The organism is Mycoplasma amphoriforme A39 (assembly GCA_000723365.1).
Lineage (GTDB): Bacteria > Bacillota_I > Bacilli_A > Mycoplasmatales > Mycoplasmoidaceae > Mycoplasmoides > Mycoplasmoides amphoriforme.
The window spans coordinates 829,699-851,886 of sequence record HG937516.1; the positions used below are offsets into that span (position 1 = coordinate 829,699).

Below are 22,188 nucleotides of genomic sequence, written 5' to 3' on the forward strand. Positions count from 1 at the left end.
ACTATTAACAAGATCATCTGTCTTTTTAATATTTGTTGAAAATTTTCTTTTATTTTGAGTTATTTTAAACTGAATTTAAACAATTATTATTCTTTTCAAAACCATCAAAATCTTGATAAATTTGTTTAATTAATAGTTATAACTTGTGCTAGTTTTAAAAAAGACCGTCATTAACTAAGGCAATATTTTAAATCTGAAAACAGCAAATTAGTTAAATTAAAAAGATACTATTTTTTTTTTAAATAATGTTTAGATACGCTCGGATTCATTAGTTTCATTATCAATTAAATATTGGTAATCTTTACTAAATTCAATTGCTTCTAAATACTTCCTAACAAATTCTGTTTTACTTATAACCACTCTAAACTGAACGTAACCAATTTTACTCTTTTTAAGATGACGAAAATCTTGATAAATCTGTTTAATTAATTCTTGAAGCTTTTGTTCGTTTCAAGAATCATCAACATGAACTAAGATAATGTTTTTTATTAATTTGTAAAGTTTTTTCGGTGGCGGTGGCGGCGTAGTCGTCGGGTGATAATAATCAATTCTTGCATTTAGATCATTTTTAGCATCGACTATTTTTTGTTCTAATTTATTTTCACCTTCTTTAATTTTTTTCTCTAATTTAACTTCACTTTCTTTAATCTTTTGTCTTAACTTCGTTTCACTTTCTTTAATCTCTTGTCTTAATTTATTTTCACTTTCTTTAATCTCTCCCCTTAATTTAACCTCACTCTCTTTAATCTTTTGTCTTAACTTCGTTTCACTTTCTTTAATCTCTTGCCTTAATTTATTTTCACTTTCTTTAATCTCTTGCCTTAATTTATTTTCACTCTCTTTAATCTCTTGCCTTAATTTATTTTCACTTTCTTTAATCTCTAGTTTTAGTTCGGTTTTAGCGTTATCAACCTTTTTATTAAGTTTATTTAATTCTCTAAGTATTAATTCCTGAAATTCAACATCGTTTTTTTTCTTAGCCATAATAATTTCATCCTTATTTATAAAACCACAACTTTTAATAATTAACTAAACTTATCGTAATTAATTTTATTATCTGTAAATTTACTATTAAATTATAAATTAAATTCATAATTAATTCCGTTAAAACTTAACTAAATTTTGACAATACTTTGCCGTTTTACCTATGCATTATTCTAAAACCAAGATTAAAACGAATATTGTTTATTTACTATCGCTGTTTATAAAATAACTATAATTTTTTTAACTTAATTCGGCTTTATTATTTTGGTCATTATTTTTATTGTTTAATATTAAAATTTTGAAAAAATGCCCTTAGATTATTATTTTTTCTAAAAAAAGTCGTATAAATTTGATATTCTCTTTATTTAATTTTTCAATTGGTTAGAAAAAAAGTTAAATAATAAAACGTGATATGCCTGTATTAGGATTTAATTAATATTTAATTCTTTGAATTTAGATTTTTTATAAAGATTTTTTAAACGGTTAATTAATTATGAAACTAAAAGGAAAACGATGTTAATTTTTTAAATTTTAAAGACTATAAGAAAGATTGTTTTGATATGTAAAATCAGAAATGGTGAAGAATTATTCTATGGTAATGATAGTAATAATTAAAAAACTAATCTAACTTGTATTTTCCTGTTAATATACATAGTTTAAATTAGTAAAGACTATTAAGATAAGTCTGCAAGCAAATGGCTGCAACTTCAACTGTTTGGTTATTTTCAATAGTTAAATCGAAGTTGTTAGAAGAATTTTTATTTAAAATATTTAGTTCATATGTTGACAAATAAGCAAAACGAATCTGATTTGTTAACTGCTTCTGTTTTCTTTGCGAAGTAACTAAAATTTTTCGATAAAACAAATCATAGTAATTTTCAATGATGTATTGTGAAAAAGCCGTTTCTACAAGAACCAAATCATTTTCATGGATTTTAGATAAATTAGTTAAATGTTCACGAATTATTGGTTTTAAGGCGTTGTTTAATTTTGCTAACATTAATGGGTTAGTAAATACTAAATTTCCTAATTTTTCACGATCAACATGGTTATTATTAACGTATTGATTACCAAATTTTTTCTTAATGATTTTGTATCCGATTTGGTCTTTTAAATACAAGAAATGAACATATTCGTCCAGGAAATATTTGTGTATGTTTTCGAAAAGTTTGTTTTTTAAAATTGTGGTTTTTCCAACGCCACTTATTCCAGTAATTGCAATTAACATAACTATTTAAGGATTTGACAATGTGAGCAAAAATAAGTGCCCCGGCCGTTAACTTTGATTTTGGTAATTTTTGTTTTGCAAAATTGGCACGGTTTGTTTTGTTTTGTATGAACTTTTAAGTGTTCTTGAAAACTGCCAATATGGCCTTTTTTGAATTTGTAAGAAGCAATTGTTGTGCCGTTACATTCGATCGCCCATAATAAGATTTCTTTCGCTTTTTTAGCAAGCAATTCGCATTCTTTTAATGTGATTTTAACTGCTGGTGTTGAAGGGTTAATTTGACAGGCAAACAAAATTTCATCAGCATAAATATTACCGATTCCTGAAACGATGCTTTGGTCTAGCAAAATGGTTTTAATTGCCCTTGTTCGGCCTTTAATTTTGTTATGTAAATAAGCACCGTTAAACTGCGGATCAATCGGATCTAACGCGATTTTTGCTAATTCATTCGAATGTAAGTGGTCATCATTTTCATAAATATTAAAAGTCCCAAACCGTCTGGTGTCATGGTATCGTAAAACCTCATTTTTAAATTCAATTTGAACCAAAACGTGTTTGTGATCATAAGGTGTACTTTGGTTTTCAAAAAAGTATTTTCCTTCCATTCGCAAGTGCGAAACCATCTTTTTAGCACTAGTTAAATTAAAAATTATATACTTGCCCTTTCGGCTAATTTTTTCAATTTTTTCACCAGTTAAAAATGCTTGAAATTGTGCAACGGTACTATTTTTTAATAACTTTGCAACGTGGACTTTTACACCGGTAATTTTTTTATTTAAAACACTAAGGTTTAATTCATTAACAACGGTTTGAACTTCGGGTAATTCTGGCATTTATTTAATTCTCTTGAAACATTTTGACCGAATTGTACATTTCTTTTTCTAAATTTCGAATTTTATACTTTTCTAAAAAAGTAACAAAAGCTTCGATGTTGACGTCTTTTCTTAAAAATTCACTAAGATTTATCCCATCATAACAATCGCATTTAATGGTGGCAAGTTTTTTACACATGTATGCGGCTTGTTTGGCGGCAATAAATAATTTTTGCTGACTTGGTTTTAATTCACATAAGTGTTGGTAAATGTTATCAAGCGTCTGATATTTTTTTAATAGAGTGATTCCTGTTTTAGTTCCAATTCCCTTAATCCCTGGTAGGTTGTCTGAACTATCACCAACAATTGCTTTGTACTCAATAACTTGTTCTGGTTGTAAACCAAAATACAGTTCACTAAAATTATTTAAGTCATATTTAATCATTTCAGAAACCCCCTTTTTGGGTTGTAAAATACTTGTGTATTGGTTGACCAATTGCAACATATCTTTATCAGACGAGTAAATGAAGTTATTAATTTTATTATTTGATAATTTCCTTGACAAACTACCAATCAAGTCATCAGCTTCGACCCCTTTTTGCAAATCCACTTTATAACCAATGTAAACTAGTGCTTCTTGCAATAAACCAAGTTGGCTACGTAACTGCTCAGGTGAACGCGGTCGACCGGCTTTATAATTGTCAAATAAATCATCACGAAAGGTTTTTTCACCAGCATCAAAGGCTACTAATGCGTATTTAGGATTATGCTCATTTAAAATTTTTAAGGCCATTAACAACATTAATTTAACGGCGTTTGTAGGTTGAACGTTAGAAGTTTGGTAATATTCTAACTGTTTTATCGTTGCAAAATAAGCCCGATAAGTTAACGAATGACCGTCAATAATCACCGCATTATTTTTCATTATCTTCGCCTTTGATTAACACTAGTTTTTTTAAATTTTCGTTATAAATAGCAACCAAACGCAACCAGACATAATCTTTATTATTGTTGTAATTTGTGTCATTGCTTTTAATACTAATTAAACAAATTAAATTGGTTTTTAGCAAATCTTTAATTGCAACAAAATTAGCTGGCCAAATCGTTATTCTTGCTGTGTCTGTATCATCTTCAACATTAACAAAGGCCATTTCGTTGCCAGTTTTAGTAATTTTTTTTCGAATACTATTAATTTTTACAAAAATTTTTGTAAACTGACTAGTTTCTTGGGAAGTATTTTTGAAAGTATGTAAATCGGTAAAAGTGTATTCTTGAATGGTTTCTTTAATTTTTTTAAACGGATGGTCTTGCAAGTAAATGCCAATGGTTTTCGCTTGTTTTTCAGCAAATTCTTTAACGTCGTCTAAACTCATTGGAAATTTTTCAATTTCAATTTCAATCCCACCAGCAAACAACATGTTTCGTTTTAAATCGTTTAATGTAGCTGCTTTTTTCAAGTTATTAATCATGGTTTTACGGTCTAAACCTAAACAGTCTAACCCCCCAGCATAAATTAATGATTCAATAACTTTGATCGAAACCTTTTTTTCAAGCAAAAAGGGAATGGTTTCTAAATAGTTATGAAATTTTTTTTGCGGAATTAATGCCCTTGCATTCAGGATTTTTTTAATGGTTTCATGGCCAATGTTTTTAATCGTATCAAAACCAAATAAGATTTTATTTTCAAAAATACTAAATGATGCTTGTGAATGATTTAAATCAGGTGGTAAAACCTCAATCCCTTTGCGTTTGATTTCGCTCACATACGTTTCAATTTTTTCACTGCTGCTTGCATTGGCACTTAATAAAACGGTAACAAATTCTAGAAAATAATTGGTTTTTAAGTATGCTAGCCAGTAACCAATTAGCGAATAAGCAATCGCGTGCGAATGGTTGAAACCATAATTTGCGAACTGGTGGATGTAATTAAAAATTTGTTCGGCGTCTTGCTGTTTTAAATTATTGTTTATCGCCCCATCGATAAACGATTTTTTTAACTCATCGAATCCTGATTCGTTCTTTTTAGAAATGGCCCGGCGGAATAAATCAGCTTGTGCTAGTGAAAAGCCAGCAACATCTTGAGCAATTTGAATAATTTGTTCTTGGTAGACAATAATCCCGTTCGTGTTTTTAAGAATTGGAATTAAAGCATCAGCAACATATTCAACTTTTTTTAGTTTATTTCTTCGTTCAATAAAAATGGGAATGTTTTCTTGTGGTCCTGGTCGATATAGGGATGAAGTAATGGAAATGTCCTCAATATTCTTGGGATTCATTTTCATTAAAGTGCTCCGCATACCTGGCGATTCTAACTGAAAGATCCCATTGGTATCACCACTTGCTAATAAGGCAAAGGTTTTTGCATCGTCAAGCGGAATTTTATCTAAAACAATGTCAATTTTTCTTGTTGCCTTCACGTTTTTAATAACTTGGTCAATAATTGTTAAATTTCTTAATCCCAATAAATCCATTTTTAATAACCCAAACCGCTCGAGATGTTCCATGGAAAATTGTGACAACGGGTTATTATTAATGCCTAATTGGACTGGCAAAATATCAACTAACCCAATGCTAGATAAAACAATTCCAGCTGCATGAGTTCCGATTTGTCTTGGGATATTAATTAAACGTTGAGCAATTTTAAATAGGGTCGGATAGATTAAGGTTTTGTCGCTTAATTTTTTGGAATTATTAATCGCTTCTTGTAAATTTTCATCATATTGACTGCCAATCAATTTACTAATTTCGTCGACTTCTTTAATGGGAATTGCTAAAATGCGACCAACATCGCGGATGGCCATTTTTGCTTTAATGCGCTGAAAAGTGACAATGTGAGCAACGTGATCACGACCGTATTTATTAAATAAATAATCGACAACTTCTTCCCGTCTTGTATCCATAATATCAATGTCAATATCGGGCATTGTTTGCCGTTTTGGGTTTAAAAAACGTTCAAAAATTAAGTCATATTTTAACGGATCAACATCGGTTATTTGTAAAACATAGGCTACAAGTGAACCAACAACTGAACCCCGCCCGGGACCAATGATAATTTGGTTACGCTTGGCAAAATTAATCAAATCATAAACAATCAAAAAGTAATCGTCATAACCCATTTGGTTAATGATTGATAACTCTTCTTTCAGGCGTGTTTCGTATTTTTTTGGAATCAGTTGTTTATCAAAGCGTTGTTTCAAACCTTCAACACAAAGACTTTGTAAATAAAGTTGACTTGGAATTTGTTTAGGCGTTGGGAACTGAATTAGTTGCGTATGAAATTTGGTTAAATCCCACTGGCAAGAAGTAACCAATTTTTCTAAATTTTCTAATTGGATTGGTGTAAAAATTTGGATTGCTTCTGCCTCTGATTTAAACCAATTGTCCTCAGTTAGATCATACAACGCTAATTCATCATCAATCACGCGATCGTTTTTAATTGCTTGCAAGACGTTTAATAGATAAGCATCATCTTTGTTAGCACAGTTAACTTCGTTAATAGCAATCCCTTTTTCGGAATCAGAATTAGCAAAATAAATTTCGGTATTTTCGACGTTAACCGTCCCATCTTTCACAATAACAGCCACATCTTGAAGGAAATCAGTTAACGTAAATGTTTGGTTTAGCATAATAAAACTAGAAATTTTAATTAAGTTTTTGTAACCATCGTTATTTTTGGCAATCAGGATTAGATTACTTGCTAAATTATGTTCATAAATTTCTAAACCAATAATTGGTTTTAAATGGTGTTTTTTTGCTAAATCAAAAAATTCAACAGCACCCGATAAATTATTAAAATCGGTTAAACAAACATACTGTTGGTTATTTTTTAAAGCATAATCGATGATATCATCAATACTCAAAGTTGATAATAACAAAGAATAATGAGATCTTACATTCAAATTAATGAACATCAGATCTCACCTTTTTTAAACATGTTAAATGATGTTTACTTGCCACTCTTAATTTTCTTTTCTAAGGCTTTGATTTCATTTTTCAACTTAAGAATGGTTGCTTTATCACGGGTTGTTTTTAATTGTAACTTTAAATCTTCTAATCGCACAGCGTCCCCAATTTTACCACTTTTGATGTTTAAGACTTTGGTTTCTTCAAGTTTAACGCGTTCAAAACGATCGATATCTTTTGATGATGATTTAAATTTCAAGGTTTTTTTAGTGTCATTACTCATCGCTGAAAAGGGCTTTCTTCACTTCAATAACTTATATGTGTGAGAATTATAGCATAATTAAAGCAAGAAATATTAGCTACTAATAACTATTTAATGAAAAAAACTGCTGAATATACGATCAACTCAATAAGTTTCAGGTTTTTGTAGTTAATCCAGTTAATTAAATTAGGTTTTGACTTGGTAGAAAAAGCCAAATTAAGAACAAAAAAAATAAAAAGCAAGTGGTTTTTAACTTGCTTTATAAAGAAATTTTGTAAGGTTTTTAAACTCGTTTTTTAATGGTGCACCCGAAGGGACTTGAACCCCCACTCTAAAAAGAACTAGATCCTAAGTCTAGCGCGTCTGCCATTCCGCCACGAGTGCTTGGTGCACCTTGAGGGGTTCGAACCCCCGACCCAGTGATTAAGAGTCACTTGCTCTGCCAACTGAGCTAAAGATGCATCTGGTGCCGACTATAGGAATCGAACCTACAACCTACTGATTACAAGTCAGTTGCTCTGCCTGATTGAGCTAAGTCGGCGTAAAAATGGTGGAGTGTGAGGGATTCGAACCCCCGACCCTCTGCTTGTAAGGCAGATGCTCTCCCAACTGAGCTAACACTCCGTAGTAACCAAAACAAATTAATTTGACATTGTCTTGGTTTTTACGGTTTTCTATATGGTGACGCGTACGGGATTCAAACCCGTGAATGCACGCGTGAAAGGCGTGTGTGTTAAGTCACTTCACCAACGCGCCAAATATGGCGGCCACAACAGGATTTGAACCTGTGACCAACCGGTTAACAGCCGGTTGCTCTACCGCTGAGCTATGTGGCCATGTTTTTCATACATCAAAACTCGATAAATTTTACCAAAAAACTTTAATTATTGGTTAATTAGTTTTACAAAATCATGGTTTTATTTAAAAAATAACTGCTAAAATCACAGTAAGGCTAACAAAAATAAACAACATTTAGTATAAATTCTTGAAAATTGCTAACTAATTAGTACATTTCTTAATATTTTGCTGCGAAAATTAACATTTTTAAAAAAATGTTTGTAATTCCAACATTTTTGCTAATTCAAATGTTTAATTTAAGTCAAAATCGGTCACTATTTTAGGTAAAATAATAAAAACGATTTACAATTTATTCAAGCGATTTCTAGTAATTAAAGAATTAATTTAAAAATAATGATTCATAACCAGATGATTTGTAAGTTAGCAACCGTTTTAAATAACGAAGTGAACAGTCTTGATTTTGTCATTTTAAAAGATAATTACAACCGGATGTTTGATCGTTACATTGATACAAAAATTATTTATGTCGATGATGATTATGAAGACGTTTCGTTTTTTAGCAAACGGTTAGAAGGTGATGATTTTTTTTTAAAAGCCGAATTATTAAAACAAATTCAAATGACTGTTGATGTCATTAAACCCGCACCATTTGATGAGCAAAAAAAACTTAATTTATTATGGGATGAATTTGAAATTTTGATTAGAGCGATTGCGGTTAGCAAAGGGTTATTACTAGATAATTATAAGCAGCGGCTACACCAGTTAATTAACCGTTAAAGTTTTGTTAAATGATCTTCATACCCTTCTTTTTTCAATTTAATTTGTCCATCAAGGCCCCGGTTGCGGGCGTTTTTTGACTTGAAATATAGGGTGATTGGGGTGTTTTTAAAGCCAAAACTTTCCCGAATTTTCTTCTCTAAATAACGCCCGTAGGAAAAATGTAAGTATTTTGGATCATTGCAAAATAAAACAAAAGTCGGAATCTGGCCTTGGACTTGAGTCGCATAGCTAATGCGTAAGCGGTCGCCATTAAAAACTGGTGGTTGGTTTTGCATTTGGGCTTTGATTAAAACATCGTTTAATAGCGAAGTGGCGACTTTTAATTGCATTTGCGTTTTAACTAGTTTAATTGTTGTAAACAAGGTGTGAATGCGCCAGTTTTGTTTCGCACTAATATAGATGATTGGAGCTCACGCTAAGTACTGAAACCTAGTGGGAATGGTTTTGTTAAACACATTCATGGTATTAGTGTCTTTATTAACTAGATCCCATTTGTTCACCACAATAATTGTTGGTAAATTAGCTGCAAATGCTAACCCGCCAATGACTTCATCTTGTTCGCTAATTGGTAACGAACCATCGATCATTAGCAAAATGAAGTCACTACGCGAAATTGCCAACTTCGTACGAATTAAAGAATAACGTTCGATTGCCGTGTCAATTTTACCCTTACGCCTAATGCCCGCTGTATCAATGACTTGGTAATTTTCATGATGGTATTGAAACGTGGCATCAATGGCATCACGCGTGGTGCCTGGAATGGTGGAAACTAAAACTCTAGGTTGGTTTAATAACTGGTTTAAAAGCGAAGATTTACCCACATTGGTTTTGCCAATAATGCAAAATTTAGCAACATAGTCACGAACTGTTTTGGCCGGTGTTAACAATGAATTACCAAGGTTAATTAATTGATCTAATAAATCACCAATGCCAATGCCATGCTCGCTAGAAATCAGCATTGGTTTACCAAAGCCTAATGCGTAATATTGGGAAAAATCAATCCCGCTAGGATTTATGCTTTCAGTTTTATTAATCACTAATTGAATTAGTTTATTTTTATTTTTTTTTAATAATTTGGCTGCATGCAAATCATCAACATTAATCCCGTCCTGGTAAGAACATAAAAAGACAATAACATCAGCCTCGTTAATGGCATAACCAATTTGTTCTGCAACGTTTTTTTGAAAACTGTTTTGCTGACTAGTTAACCCGCCTGTATCGATTAGTTTAAACGTTTTTGTTAGTCATTCAACTTCACCAAAAATGCGGTCCCTAGTGACGCCAGGTGTACTGTGAGTAATCGCTACTTTTTGCTTTGTTAACCGGTTAAATAAGGTCGATTTACCAACGTTTGGTTTACCAACAATTGCTACTGTAAACATTTATTTTTTTCCTAATAAACTAACGTACCAATTCTCAATGATCATCACACATTGCTCAATTGTTAAATTTGAAGTGTCTAAAATGCGGGCGGTTTCATCCCGTTTCAACGGAGCAATTTCTCTGGTAGCATCTTGCTGGTCGCGTTGGGTTAAATCATTAATAATTTCTGGTAGTTTTTGGTTTGGTAGGTTTAATTGTACTAACCGCCGTTGGGCCCGAATTTTGACATCAGCATCGATAAAAATTTTTAAATTAGCACGTGGCAAGACCACACTGCAAACATCACGGCCGTCCATAATGATGTTTTGGTTAACTGCAAAAGCTTGTTGCATCTTAACAGCGATTTGCCTAATTAATTGGTTCGTAGCGATTGCACTTGTTCATTTTGAAACTTGTTCGCTTTGTAAAAGATTACCGTAATTCATGTGATCTATTAAAACACAATTATCTTCAAGTTTAACGCGTTTAGGAATTTGCGTTAATAAAGCAGCAAACGACAGGTTTTCGTGGTAATGCAAGTAAGCAATCGCACGGTAAACCATTCCAGTGGATAAAAAAACAAAGTTAAGTTTTTTGGCCACACTTTGACCAATCGTTGTTTTTCCTGATGCTGACGGTCCGTCAATGGCAATTTGGAACATTGGTAATTTTCTTCCTAATGCAAAACTCACGCCGCAATAATCACAGCAATGGCGACAATGGCTATGGCAAATAAACTAAATAAGGAAACTAAAAACAGTTTATATGTCGATTTTCCCCGCTTAATTTCGATTTCTTTGGGTGGAAAAAGTTTTGCAATTTGGTTTTCTTTATTTTTGGTAAGATTCACGATTTTTTTAAATTTCATTAAATCTTGATAGGAGGTTTTGTCAAAATCAAGATTTTGTTTTTGAGCCGCATTGAATAGTGAATTACATTTATTGATGAAATTAGTTCCAACGTCCTGGCTTAGCCAGCCGTGTTCAAATTCAAGCATTCCCTTTTCGTTTTTTGATTGTAATAACAAGATTTCGGCTTGATTTTGTAATTCAAATAAATCAGAAAGATCAAAATCGCTGATAAATTGTTGTATGTGATTGATCCCATCTCTTTTACTATTATCAATCATTAGTAAATTCATCAATTTGATTTCAATTGGTTGGAAGTTTAAAAGAATTTTGGGTTGAATTTCGTTAATTTTGGTTTTGTAATGGTTGACGTAACTAGACGGATTTTGCAAAGCGTTTTTAATCTGAGATTCATTGTTCATTTGCTCCCGAGTAATGCGGTATTTTTCGTAACGACTCATATGCAACCCTATTTCTTTTGGATTAATTTTACACTATTAAAAGTAACTTGAAACTCTAATTTGACGAAAAATGTACTTTGACAAGTTGGTAACAATTCTCCCAAAATTTTTCTAATTTTTCTAACGTGTACATATCACAAAAAATTATTTTTTTGAAAAAAATTTAATTAAATATGCATTTAATTTGTATAATTAAATATATATGTCGTCATATTAGAATGATTTATTCCACGAAAATTTGCTCTGTAGAGTGTTCTATTGGGCTCTTTTTTGGTTTTTTGTCGTTTTATTTTAAGGAGAGTTCTGTGGAAAGTAATTATCGCATTACCGAGTTTTCACCACGCGTGGTGCGTCGGGATTATGGCAAAATTAAACGTAATTTTCAAGCACCAAACTTACCGTCGTTACAAGTTGAATCGTATAACCGTTTTTTAAATAAAGAATTGCGGGAAATTATTGCTTCGTTTTTTCCGATTACTTCTTTAAACGGAAAGTATACCATTGAATTTAACGATATTTCGTTTTCTGAACCCGAGCGTTCTGAAGAAAAAGCCCGTTCGGAATCAAAAACATATGAAGTTAGTTTATATGCTGATTTGTCATTAGTTAATCACGAAGCAGCAACTTCTAGTAGGTCGAAAAAGACAAAAACAAAAGTTTCTAAAGACGGTATTTTTTTCGCAAACATTCCCTTAATGTCAAGCAACGGATCATTTATTGTTAACGGAATCGAAAAGTTTGTTATTGCCCAAATTGTTCGTTCTCCTGGTGCTTACATATTAAGAAAATCACAAATTAAACTGTCAAACAACCGCAAGCGTAGTCAGGAAGGCTATGTTTGCGAAGTTTTACCTGCTAAAGGGATTTTGATGTTTATTTATATCGCTGAAAACAAGGATTTTGTTCAGGTGGTAATTCGTGATATTACTGGTGAATCAGTTAAGGTTTTTTCGATCACCACAATTTTAAAAGCCCTTGGTTTATCCCAAAAGGAAATTCTTAAAATATACAATAATAATGAATACATCATTCGGACTTTAAATTCGGAAAAGTACAATTACGAAAACATTTTACAAGACCAAGAAATTAAAAATTTAAAAATTGATTTTTTTAGCGAAAAAGACAACCCGAAAGATCACCGTGGTTTACCAATTGATAAGTATTTGCGTGAAATTGTTTTTGATTATTATGGCAAAGAAAAAGAAATTGATGATTTTTTACTAAATTTAGATAAAAATCCCGACGAATTAAAGGGCAATGATTTAGAGCAATATAACAAATTGGTTGTTGCCAAAAACTTAATGCTAGATAAAATTATTGCCGAAAAAGCGGCGAAAAACGTGATTAATGAATTATCAATTTCGACCAAAAGCTTTGATAATTCATCTGATAAAACCATTGAACCAAATTACCAATTGTTACTCTGACAATATTTCTTTCAAAAACGCCATTACGATTTAAGTTTAGCGGGACGTTATAAATTTGTTCGTAAATTACGGGTTTCCGAACGCTTGTACCAACAAACAATCGCTCAAGATATTTACAACAGCCGAACGAAACAATTAGTGATTCCAAAAGGAACACTAATGACTAAAGTGGAAATTGATTTGATTAAAACTTTAACTAAAAATAAAGAATTAAGCATCGTTCATGACATTGATTTTGTGGAAAAATCACCAGGATACCAAAAGGTTAATATCGCCCACCAGTACGAAAGTATTTTAGTTTATACTGATAACGAAACCCGTTCACAAATCACGCCAATTATTGGAATTGATGGCTCTGACGATAGTGTCGAAACCTTAACGATTCCCGATTTAATTTCCATCGTTTCTTACATCATTAATTTACCCCACAACATTGGTTATTATGACGATATTGATCACCTTGGTAACAAACGTTTGAAGTTAATTAATGAATTGTTAAGAACGCGCGTTCAAACGGGCATGTTACGAATCGAACGGCACATTAAAGATAAATTAGCTATTGCTGATGGTGCTAATAAAAATACGGAATTTAACGAAATTACTGGTGAATTTGAAGAAGTTGAAAAACCAACACGGTTAACAATTAAATCAGTGATCAATTCCAAACCGTTCCAACTAGTAATTAAGGACTTTTTCAATACGCACCAATTAACCCAGTTTTTAGACCAGCAAAATCCGCTTGCTGAATTAACTAACAAACGCAGAATTTCAGCGATGGGACCTGGCGGGATTTCGCGTGAAGATCCAAACTTGGACATTCGCGACGTGCACTATTCGCATTATGGCCGGATTTGTCCGATTGAAACACCTGAAGGTTTCAACATTGGTTTGATCATGTCGTTAGCGTTTTATGCTGAAATTGACCAAAACGGCTTTTTGATGGCACCATACTACAAGGTTAAAGACGGCGTGATTACTGATCAAGTTGAAAAATTAACTGCCTTACGGGAAGATGAATACATTATTGCTGAAGCATCTGCAAGCATGAAAGTTGATGCAAATGGCAAAATTAAAGATCAGGGAATTATTGCTAGATACCGATCATCCCAAGAATTATATGATCCTAAACAAGTCGATTACATTGATGTTGCACCCAAACAAGTCGTTTCCATTGCGACCAATTTAATTCCTTTTTTAGAAAATGATGATTCATCCCGGGCGTTAATGGGAGCCAACATGCAACGGCAAGCCACCCCATTATTAAAACCTTATGCTCCTGTTGTTGGAACTGGGGTTGAATATAAAATTGCTCATGATTCAGGAATGGTGATTTTAGCTAAAAATGGTGGTGAAGTTAGTTATGTTGACAGTCATAAAATTGTCATCAAAACCAAAGAAGGCACTGAAGATTATTATAGTTTAATTAAGTTTCAAAAATCTAACCAAAACACCAGTTATAACCAAGTTCCGATCGTAACTGTTGGTGAAAAAGTTGAAAAATTCCAAACGATTGCTGACGGGGCAGCAATGCACAACGGCGAACTTGCCTTAGGTCAAAACGTTCTTGTAGCATTTACAACCTGACGCGGTTATAACTACGAAGATGCGATTATTATTTCCGACCGGTTGTTAAAAGAAGATGTTTACACATCCATTAGCATTAACGAACACGTCGTGCAGTGTGTACGGACGAAAAATGGTGATGAAGAGATTACCCGTGACATTCCTAATGTTCCTGATGAAGCCAAACTTTATTTGGATGAAGATGGGGTCATCATGATTGGTGCTGAAGTCAAAGAAGGTGATATTTTAGTTGGTAAAATTTCGCCCAAAGGACAAGTTGATTTAAGTGCTGAAGAAAAACTATTACAAGCAATTTTTGGCGAAAAAACCAAAAACATCCGCGAATCATCGCTCAAAGTACCTCATGGTGGTGATGGGGTGGTTGCGGCCGTGCACCGCTTTAATATTGCCCGTGGTGATGAATTAGGCGATGATGTGATCGAACTTGTCAAGGTTTACATTGTGCAAAAACGCAAAATTCAAATTGGCGATAAATTAGCTGGACGTCACGGTAACAAGGGGATTGTTTCGAAAATTGTTCCCCGTGAAGACATGCCGCATCTTGAAGACGGTACGCCAATCGACATTGTTTTAAACCCTTTAGGGGTACCTTCGCGGATGAACATTGGCCAAATTTTTGAGTTGCATTTAGGATTAGCAGCCCGCCAAATCGCCCAACAAGAATTAATTAAAGCAACTTTTAGTCATGATGGTGACAAAACCTTAGCGAAATTATTTGGCTTAACCAGTCTTGGTGCTAAGAGTTTAATTAAAGCTGCAAAAGAGCACTGTAAAAGTCGCAACATCAAAACCCATGAAGAAGCGATTAATAAAATCAAAGCAATTGATGTTGACGTGATTTTAAAACAAGTGGGGATGAGTCGGGACGATTTAAGTTACAAAATAGCAACTCCGGTTTTTGAAGGTGTTAACATGAACGATTTAAGAACCGTGATGGCTGAAGCCGGCATTGATACCGAAAAAACTCACGGGAAATTCAAGTTAATTGACGGCCGGACTGGCGAACCGTTTGAAAAACCGATTTCAGTGGGCGTGATGTACATGTTGAAATTAGACCACATGGTTGATGACAAGGTCCATTCGCGGGCTGTTGGTCCGTATTCGAAAATCACCCAGCAACCGTTAGGTGGACGTTCGCAAATGGGGGGCCAACGTTTTGGGGAAATGGAAGTATGGGCTTTACAAGCTTATGGGGCTGCTCATAACTTACGCGAGTTATTAACCATTAAATCTGACGACGTGCGTGGCAGAAATTTAACGTATAACGCCATTATTAAGGGCCGAGAGATTCCAGTACCAGGCATTCCCGAATCGTTTAAATTATTAACTAAAGAATTACAAGGTTTAGGTTTAGCAGTCAACATCATTTATGATGATAATACCAAAGATGATGTGAACTCATATACGGTAGTTGATGAAAAAGACGACGAATATGAAGAACAGTACGACCGGTCAATGACCCAGGTCTTTAATATCGATGACGACGATGATTTCGGTGACAAGTATTAGTTTTGGTAAGGAAATAATTCATGGAAAATTTAAATAATAAAAAACAAAATAATAAAGCAAACAGTAAAATTAAGCAGATTCGCGGTCTACAAATTAGCATTGCTTCACCCGAATTGATGCGCGAGTGGTCACGTGGCGAAGTTACCAAGGCGGAAACCATTAATTACAAGTCATTAAAACCCGAACCAGAAGGCTTGTTTGACGAAGCCATTTTTGGTCCGGTAAAAGACTATGAATGTGCTTGCGGAAAATATAAAAAAATTAAGCACCGCGGTAAGGTGTGCGAAAAGTGCCATGTTGAAATTACCGAATCAATTGTGCGTCGCGAACGGATGGGCCACATTGAATTAGCAACGCCAGTGGCCCACATTTGAATGGTTAAAGAACTACCGTGTCCTTCGAAAATTTCTTTAGTCTTAGACATATCTTATAAAGAAGTTGAACAAGTAATTTACTTTGTTAACTACATCGTTTTGGACGAAGGTAATTTAAAAGAAAAGTTTTTTAAGTATAAAGAAGTCATTGATTTAACCGGCAAGGGTTCCAACCGCACCCGCATTAAATACCGGAAGATTTTACGGACAATTTACGAAAAATTTGATCGCGATTCCCTAGAATACCGCCGTGCGAAAAACTACTATGACCGCTTGCGCGAATCTTCCTTACCATTCTCGATTGAAGAAGTAAACAATTTTATTGCTAAACATGCCGGGATTCGTCTGGGCATTGGGGCGGAAGCCATTTTAGAACTTTTAGAAAAAATTGATTTAAATGCCGAGTATAAAAAAATTAACGCTGATTTAAAATCACCCGATTTTACCGACCAGCAAAAAATTAAAAAGGCCCTACGCCGGTTGGAAACCATCAAGTGATTTAACGAATCTGGTAATAGTCCTAAGAACATGATTTTAAAGGTGATTCCAGTAACCCCACCTGATACCCGGCCGATTATCCAACTGGATGGAGCAAGGTTTACCACAAGTGATATTAACAACTTTTACCGCCGGATTATCATTCGGAACGAACGGTTAAAAAAAGTAATTCAATTAAAAGCTCCATCGATCATTTTAAATAACGAAAAACGGATGCTACAAGAAGTTGTTGACGCGTTATTTGACAATTCATCGCGCAAAAAACCAATTGTTTCTAAAGACAAACGCCCGTTAAAATCCTTAACGGATCGCTTAAAAGGAAAGCAAGGTCTATTCCGACAAAACTTGTTAGGAAAACGGGTTGACTACTCGGGACGATCGGTAATTGTGATTGGTCCCGAATTGAAAATGTACGAAGTCGGTTTGCCGTCAATTATGGTTTTAAAATTATTCCGGCCGTTTATCATTCGCGAATTAATTAAGCGTTATGACGAAAACGGGACGGAAATTAAACCAATTGCTAGCAACATTAAAGTCGCTGAACAAATGATTAAAGACCAAAACGATTACATCTGGGATATTGTGCACCAGGTAATTAAAGAACGCCCGGTTTTATTAAACCGGGCCCCAACGTTACACCGTTTGGGCATCCAGGCATTTGAGCCGCGCATCGTTGAAGGCAAAGCCATTCGGTTGCACCCATTAGTTACCACAGCATTCAATGCGGACTTTGATGGTGACCAAATGGCGGTTCACGTCCCGATTGGGAAAGAAGCAATTGCTGAAGCCCGAGCAATTATGCTTGCTTCATGGCACATTTTAGGTCCAAAAGACGGCAAACCTGTCGTGACGCCAACTCAAGACATGGTGTTAGGTAACTATTACTTAACAACTGAAGTTCGAAACCAACGGGGTGAGGGCTTGATTTTTGCAAGTGTGCAAGAAGCACTAAATGCTTACGAGGTGAACCGGGCCCACGTCCACGCGTTAGTTGGGATTGCCACTTCGGCCTTTCCGAATAAAAAATTTAGTCACCACGGGATTTTAATCACTACCATTGGTAAAATCTTGTTAAACGGAATCATGCCAACAGACATGGTCTATTTAGATAATCCTGATCATTTATTAGCTGGGGTTAGTAGCCAGAACATTGTTAAGCACGGTCAAGACCCCATGCAGGTGATTAAAGAACGCAAGTTAATGAAGGCGTTTGATAAAAAAGCCGTTGCGAAAATCATTGACCTTTTACAAAACAAGTATAGTATTGCTGATATCCCTGTGATCCTAGATAAAATTAAAGAAATCGGCTTTAAATACTCAATGCTTTCGTCAACCACTGTATCTGCGTTTGACATTCCCTCATATAACTTAAAATGGGATTATTTTAAAGATGTTGATGCCAAAGTTGCGTTGTTAAAACAACAATATCAAAAGGGATTGTTAACTGATGACGAACGCTATGTGCGGGTGGTAAAATTATGAACCGAAGTCAAAGATAAAGTGGCTGAAGACATTAAAAAAATGATTCAAGAAGACAAATTTCGGGATAATTCGATTGTGGTAATGGCCGATTCTGGAGCCAGGGGGAACACTTCGAACTTCACGCAGTTATTTGGAATGCGCGGTTTGATGAGTAAATCGTATAACTATGACCAAAAGCAACAAAGTAAAATTGTTAAAGATACCATTGAAGTACCAATTAAGCACTCGTTTATTGAAGGTTTAAGCATTAACGAATACTTCAATTCATCATATGGGGCTAGAAAGGGGTTAACCGATACAGCGATGAAAACGCGAAAATCTGGTTATATGACCCGGAAGTTAGTTGATGCAAGTCAGGAAGTGATTATTGGTGATGAAGATTGCAAAACGACCCAAGGGATTTTGGTCGAAGAAATTCGGGATACCAATAACAACGGCTTAATTGAAAACTTGGCCGATCGGATTGTGAACCGGATTACTGTTGAAGCCATCATTCACCCCAAAACCAAAAAAGTCCTTGTGGCTGCTGACCAGTTAGTAACTAATGAATTAGCTGATGAAGTTTTAAGTGCTGGGGTGCGACAAGTAAAAATGCGTTCACCCATGTATTGTGAATCAACCAAAGGCTTATGCGTACGCTGTTTTGGTAATGATTTAACCACTAAAGAACTTGTTGAATTAGGGACCGCTGTTGGCGTGATTGCCGCCCAATCGATTGGTGAGCCCGGGACGCAGTTAACGATGCGGACATTTCATACTGGGGGGGTATCAACAGAAACTAACTTAGCCCAAGGCTTTGAGCGGTTAAAGCAGATTTTCGATGTGGTTAGCCCTAAAGTTTGGGAAAAAGCGGTTATCGCTGAAATTTCGGGAACAGTCGAAAAAATTGAAATTGTGGACAAGGGCCGCGTAGTAGTTATTAAAAACAAATATGACACCCGGGAGTATGCGTTAGTTTATGATGTGATTTTACGCGTTAGTGTTGGTGATGAAGTTAATGCTGGTGATAAAATCACCGAAGGTTCGGTGGACATTAAGGCGTTATTACGGGTGGCTGGAATTGACGCCGTTAGACAATACATGATTCGTGAAGTCCAAAAGGTTTACCGGATTCAGGGAATTGAAATTGCTGATAAATACATCGAAATTATTATTCGCCAGTTAACTAATAAGGTTCAAGTCACTGATCCTGGTGAAACCGATTACTTTGTCGGTCAAGTGGTTGATGTCAACACCTTCCGCAACGTGAATATGCAATTACTAACGGCCAATAAGCAACCAGCGATCGCCATTAACCAGGTTTTTGGTTTGGATGAAGCCCCAAGCAAATCCGGATCATTTTTGTCAGCAGCATCGTTCCAAGATACCAAAAAAATCTTGACTGATGCCGCTGTGCGCGCCCAAGTTGATAACTTAATTGGTTTAAAAGAAAACGTCATTTTAGGTAATTTAATCCCTGCAGGTACTGGCTATTTGCAAAGCGAGGAAATTATCAAATTGGGTGAAGAAGCTGCTAAAAACGAATATTAGAAAATGACCTTTCAAAGGTTATTTTTTTTGTAATTCACACGAATTTTTCAAATTTTAGCTTTAATTTATTTGTTAATTTTATTGTTTAATGAAAGAATCAAAAAGTTTGCCATAAACAAAAGGTATTGCATGTTCTAAAATGTTAGATCACGAATTTTTCTTTTTTATATTTTAACAACGACATGAATCATCTATGAAGTAATGATGTTTCAAGCGAAATGATGTACCAAGTAACCATATTAGTTCAAAAAATCAATCGTTATGATTTTATTTTTGTACTGATTTTCATGATAAATTGAATAAATTTTTTGTTTTTTCAAAAGTAAGAGTCTTTGATCTAAACAACCATATTAATTGTATTAATACTATTTTGATTTATAATTTATAGCGTTAGAAGAAATGGCTTTTACTAACATATAGTTAGTAGTTAGCCAATTGATCTTAAGGAGATTAAGATAACACATATGCCTTCATCTAAAAATTTACAACCTTCTTCTGTTAATAAATTTTATCGTAAGTTTAATAAGAAAACATGGATGCTAAGTTCGCTAGTTGTCGGATCAGTCGGAATTGTTGGTGCTGTTGTGATTCCGATTGGAGTTAGTGTTCATCAGAACCTAAATATCAAAGAACATAGTTTTAACCAAAACAATCGCCAAAATAATCGAACAAACCAAAATCTTGAAAATAAAAAAGGATCAGAATTAACTAACGCTGAAAAACGCGAACTAATTAACCGGTGATCTTTAGCTCTGGATCAAACTAAAACATATCCGGTTCTTAAGGCACATTCAGCAAGATTTCCAACCGAAATTGATAAAAACGATTTGGTGTTAGAAACAATTAATAGTTGGTTAAATACTGGCGAAAAGATTCCAGAGTTTCCGAAAAATCTAGAAGCAATTGGCTATAACTTAAAAATCACTAGTGACGCAGATGATGCTGATGATGCCAAGGGCACTTTACAACTCCGTTTGACAGTTTCATCTGATCAAAACCCATCAGTTAATTTAGTTGAAAAAATTATTACTTTATCAGGCTTTTATGACATTAAAACCCAAGTAAGCAAGCAATACGATGAATGGATGACTAGAACTAATGAAAACTTAGAACCAGTTAGTGCAAATGCTTCCTTATGAGATGCTGATTTTGCTCTCCATTCATTAAAAGCAAACCTTCAAGATACCACCATTCTTGAGAAAATCAACGCAAAACTAGATGATTCAAGTAAAATTCCGGAATTAAGTGAAACATTAAAATCCCGTGGATACAAAATTTCGATTAATACTGTGAACACTAATTACCAGTCCAAATCATTATATTTCAAGTTTGTCTTAAGAGATCAAAACAACCAAATTTTCAACTACAAAGGTGAACATGATAATAATTATGGCGGCTTAAATGTTAACATCACTAATTTCAACACCAAATTTAAACCTAATGTTGATATTGAAAAAAGCCAACCAACTTTAAAATTTGTTGATATTGAAGGAACGAATTGAAAACGTCTTGATATCACCTATCCAAACATTGATACTTTACAAAAAGCCAAATGGTTCTTACAAAGAGTTTCTAAATATGCAGCACAACGTTCATCACGATATCAATTCCTTTCTGGAAACGAGATTGAACTAAGTCCGGTTGTAGCCAAATTTGTAGACTTGATAACAAGTCAGTTTGATGCTAAAACCAACCCTTTTCCAAGCAACGTTCGGCTTGTTTCGTTTAACCCTGAGTTAAATGGCATCAATACTAAAGAAAAACAACAACCTTATAATGATCAAGGTACACATTTAATTATTGGTGGTAGACAATGAGATAGTTTTAGTCTTTTTAACGGAATGACTCCAAATTGTCGGGGTGAAAATTGTTTAATTAATGGGGTTAGTGGTTTACAAAAAGAACTAAAACATCTGTTTGAATTACACAGTGTGACCCCAATTCGTGGCAGCTATGACGCGAATAATATTTATAATGAATAGTAGTCATCGTTCAGTTTAAAATCTATTTCTTTTTTAAAAATCTAATCGATTAAATCGAAAACAATTAAAAATGTTCAAGACATTGTTTAATTGTTTTTTTTAAATCAAAAAACTAAGATTTTTGATAAATGTTAAATAAAGCGAAGTATGAAAAATAACCGCTTGGTATATTTTCATATTGGCAAAAATTAGGTTATAAAAACTAAAAAATTTTTTTTGGGTTAATAACTGGTTCATTACTAGAAGCATGGATCTTATTGTTGATTGGTTTAAAAAAAACACAAATAACAAAGATTGCTAACGCATCAAACTATTAATCTTGATGAATTTAGCTAAAAATAAAAATTACCACAACTTGATAACA

13 protein-coding genes and 6 tRNA genes are annotated in these 22,188 nt (G+C 33.9%); 4 read left to right on the top strand and 15 right to left on the bottom strand.

From position 1 onward, the window contains the following. Positions 1-249: 249 nt before the first annotated feature. The 12 genes from ABDB96_RS03135 to ABDB96_RS03190 form a co-directional block, all read right to left on the bottom strand. Positions 250-984 carry a hypothetical protein gene (locus tag ABDB96_RS03135; protein WP_343251335.1) on the bottom strand — a complete coding sequence of 245 codons (735 nt, stop codon included), beginning with the start codon at positions 982-984 and terminating at the stop codon, positions 250-252. A gap of 661 nt (positions 985-1,645) precedes the next feature. Continuing rightward, complete coding sequence (coaE, locus tag ABDB96_RS03140) at positions 1,646-2,212, bottom strand: dephospho-CoA kinase (protein ID WP_343251336.1); 567 nt, start codon at positions 2,210-2,212, stop codon at positions 1,646-1,648. Positions 2,213-2,214: 2 nt separating this feature from the next. After that, the gene (mutM, locus tag ABDB96_RS03145; protein WP_343251337.1) at positions 2,215-3,045 is read right to left on the bottom strand and encodes a DNA-formamidopyrimidine glycosylase; all 831 of its coding nucleotides are present in this window, start codon (positions 3,043-3,045) and stop codon (positions 2,215-2,217) included. A 4-nt stretch (positions 3,046-3,049) separates the two neighbouring features. After that, positions 3,050-3,949 (bottom strand): 5'-3' exonuclease, encoded by a 900-nt coding sequence (locus ABDB96_RS03150; RefSeq protein ID WP_343251338.1) that lies wholly within the window; start codon positions 3,947-3,949, stop codon positions 3,050-3,052. After that, positions 3,939-6,935 carry a DNA polymerase III subunit alpha gene (locus ABDB96_RS03155; protein WP_343251339.1) on the bottom strand — a complete coding sequence of 999 codons (2,997 nt, stop codon included), beginning with the start codon at positions 6,933-6,935 and terminating at the stop codon, positions 3,939-3,941. The genes ABDB96_RS03150 and ABDB96_RS03155 overlap by 11 nt, the downstream gene beginning before the upstream one ends. 35 nt (positions 6,936-6,970) lie before the next feature. Then, positions 6,971-7,210, bottom strand: a complete 240-nt coding sequence (locus ABDB96_RS03160; protein ID WP_343251340.1) for a hypothetical protein — start codon at positions 7,208-7,210, stop codon at positions 6,971-6,973. 279 nt (positions 7,211-7,489) lie between these two features. Further along, positions 7,490-7,573, bottom strand: a tRNA-Leu gene (locus ABDB96_RS03165). 1 nt (position 7,574) lies between these two features. Then, positions 7,575-7,650 (bottom strand) — tRNA-Lys (locus ABDB96_RS03170). Between the two features lie 3 nt (positions 7,651-7,653). Beyond that, positions 7,654-7,730 (bottom strand) — tRNA-Thr (locus tag ABDB96_RS03175). A gap of 7 nt (positions 7,731-7,737) precedes the next feature. Then, a tRNA-Val gene (locus tag ABDB96_RS03180) sits at positions 7,738-7,813 on the bottom strand. A gap of 55 nt (positions 7,814-7,868) precedes the next feature. After that, positions 7,869-7,945, bottom strand: a tRNA-Glu gene (locus ABDB96_RS03185). A 5-nt stretch (positions 7,946-7,950) separates the two neighbouring features. Continuing rightward, positions 7,951-8,025: transfer RNA gene (locus ABDB96_RS03190), tRNA-Asn, on the bottom strand. A gap of 355 nt (positions 8,026-8,380) precedes the next feature. Between ABDB96_RS03190 and ABDB96_RS03195 the strand changes: the two genes are divergently transcribed. After that, positions 8,381-8,764: an MG296/MPN423 family protein gene (locus ABDB96_RS03195; protein ID WP_343251341.1), complete on the top strand. Its 384-nt coding sequence runs from the start codon at positions 8,381-8,383 to the stop codon at positions 8,762-8,764. Here ABDB96_RS03195 and der read toward each other — a convergent pair. The 3 genes from der to ABDB96_RS03210 are packed head-to-tail and all read right to left on the bottom strand — an operon-like array spanning position 8,761 to position 11,438. Further along, positions 8,761-10,149: a ribosome biogenesis GTPase Der gene (gene der, locus ABDB96_RS03200; RefSeq protein ID WP_343251342.1), complete on the bottom strand. Its 1,389-nt coding sequence runs from the start codon at positions 10,147-10,149 to the stop codon at positions 8,761-8,763. The genes ABDB96_RS03195 and der overlap by 4 nt on opposite strands. Continuing rightward, positions 10,150-10,821, bottom strand: a complete 672-nt coding sequence (gene cmk / locus ABDB96_RS03205) for a (d)CMP kinase (RefSeq protein WP_343251343.1) — start codon at positions 10,819-10,821, stop codon at positions 10,150-10,152. Beyond that, the gene (locus tag ABDB96_RS03210) at positions 10,806-11,438 is read right to left on the bottom strand and encodes a hypothetical protein (protein ID WP_343251344.1); all 633 of its coding nucleotides are present in this window, start codon (positions 11,436-11,438) and stop codon (positions 10,806-10,808) included. Before ABDB96_RS03210 ends, cmk begins: the two co-directional genes overlap by 16 nt. Before the next feature lie 218 nt (positions 11,439-11,656). Between ABDB96_RS03210 and rpoB the strand changes: the two genes are divergently transcribed. The 3 genes from rpoB to ABDB96_RS03225 all read left to right on the top strand — a co-directional run bounded on the left by rpoB (position 11,657) and on the right by ABDB96_RS03225 (position 21,824). Beyond that, positions 11,657-15,958 (top strand): DNA-directed RNA polymerase subunit beta, encoded by a 4,302-nt coding sequence (rpoB, locus tag ABDB96_RS03215; RefSeq protein WP_425528230.1) that lies wholly within the window; start codon positions 11,657-11,659, stop codon positions 15,956-15,958. Positions 15,959-15,978: 20 nt separating this feature from the next. Beyond that, complete coding sequence (rpoC, locus tag ABDB96_RS03220; protein ID WP_343251346.1) at positions 15,979-19,842, top strand: DNA-directed RNA polymerase subunit beta'; 3,864 nt, start codon at positions 15,979-15,981, stop codon at positions 19,840-19,842. A gap of 464 nt (positions 19,843-20,306) precedes the next feature. Beyond that, entirely contained in the window at positions 20,307-21,824 is a 1,518-nt protein-coding gene (locus ABDB96_RS03225; RefSeq protein WP_343251347.1) for a hypothetical protein, read from the top strand. Positions 21,825-22,188: the final 364 nt, after the last annotated feature.